At 21.9% G+C, this 1,689-nt stretch carries 1 protein-coding gene and 1 pseudogene; both read right to left on the bottom strand.

Features of this window, described 5'->3' with window-relative positions; translation table 11 throughout:
• A partial coding sequence (locus ACTTA5_RS07625; protein WP_440649199.1) for a glycosyltransferase occupies positions 1–681 on the bottom strand: 681 nt, incomplete at its 3' end.
• A gap of 9 nt (positions 682–690) precedes the next feature.
• Positions 691–1,689: pseudogene (locus ACTTA5_RS07620) on the bottom strand (hypothetical protein); the annotation flags it as partial.

Raw genomic sequence — 1,689 nt, 5'->3', positions numbered from 1 at the left:
GAACTTAATTTTTTTAATTTGCATAAGTTCTTTGGAATTTTTTTTAAAAGTTTTTTGTCCATCATGAATTCTATATGATCCAACTAACTTATTAAAATGAACACATGTATCTGGAAAATTTTTTAACACTCTTAAAAACCATTCATAGTCGAAATTGACCCTGGTATCTATCAAATACCCTATTTTTTTATTAATATCTTTATGCCAAATTAAAGATTGATTGGACAAAGTCATACCCTCATATAGTAATGAGTAAAAATTAGGAGTACTATAAATTAATTTTGAAATTTTAGTAGAATTTTTATCAACAATTAGCATATTTCCTAAATGGAGTTTTTTTTTATTATTTTTGTTAATACTATCATTTAAATAATTAAATGAGTTTTTACTTGTATAAAAATCATCTCCATTTTGCCAGGTAATCCATTGGCCCTTGGATAATTTAATTCCCAGATTTATAGCTGCAGCTTGTGAAAGTTTTGAATTAATAATTAACTTTATTTTTTTTTTATTTTTTTTTTGTAATTTTTTTATCTTTTTTAAAGTTCCATCATTGGATTTTCCATCAATTATTATAATTTCATAATTTTTATATTTTTGATTCAAAATGCTTAATAGACATTCATCAATATATTTTACTTGATTGAGAACAGGAACAATAATTGAAAAAAAATTTGTCAAATTTTAAAATTAAATCTTTAATATATTTTTTTTATTAAGAAAATTTAGTATCTGAGCAGAAAATAATGGTAACCAAATTGGCAAAGTATGCATAACATATCTTCCCACATTATTTTCTCCACCACCATATGACAAAAACCACATAATTACAGGAATTAAAATTTCAAATTTTGTATTTTTCAAATTTAAAGAATTATTTGAATAAATAAGAATAAGATAGGGAATAAAAGTAAACACAAATGGAAGAAAACTATTTGAAATGTGACTTTTATTAGTTAAATCAAGAAATATTCTATGTATTCCAGAACCTTCATAATATGGATGAAAATCATATCTAAAAAATTTAATCAAAAAAAATATCATGAGAAAATACGCAAAAGTAGAAAGTATTATTATTGTCAAATTATTTAAATTTTTTTTATCTTTGTAAACAAAATACTGAAATAAAAAATATGGCCCAAGAACCATAATAATTTTTTCATTAACAAAAAAAGAAAAGAATAATAAAGCTAATCCATAAATTTTTTTATCATTAAAATATAAGCAAATGAGAATATATAGTACTGCCAGTCTATCTAAAGAAAAAGACTCTAAATATAGAAAAAAAATACTTGATAATATTACTGATAGAAAAGCAATAGAGGTACTCTTTGTAATTTTTTTTGAATATAAGAAAATTAAAATAAAAAATAAATTTTTACAAAAAAAATTCATTAAAGCTAAGCTAAAAGACGTACATTGATATAATTGATACGTTCCAGGGCTAGATATATCTGTCAATTTTAAACAGGGAAATAATTTGAAAATTAAAAATTGGATAAAAAGACCTAAAAACCTTGTGTTAACTGGTACATAATCTTTAAAATCTTCGTCACCAGTTAAATAATAAATAATTTGATCCTGATAATGGTAATAGGAAAAGTAATCTTCAACCATAGATCTATAGGTCCATAAAAAATCTCGATAAGAGAATAAACATAAAATTACAAAAAATAAAAATATATATAA

The sequence above is a fragment of the Candidatus Pelagibacter sp. HIMB1521 genome (genome assembly GCF_052047875.1).
In the GTDB taxonomy this organism is placed as follows: Bacteria; Pseudomonadota; Alphaproteobacteria; order Pelagibacterales; family Pelagibacteraceae; genus Pelagibacter.
The sequence above is the reverse complement of the archived record's forward strand: the minus strand, read 5'-3'. Positions and strand labels throughout refer to the sequence as shown.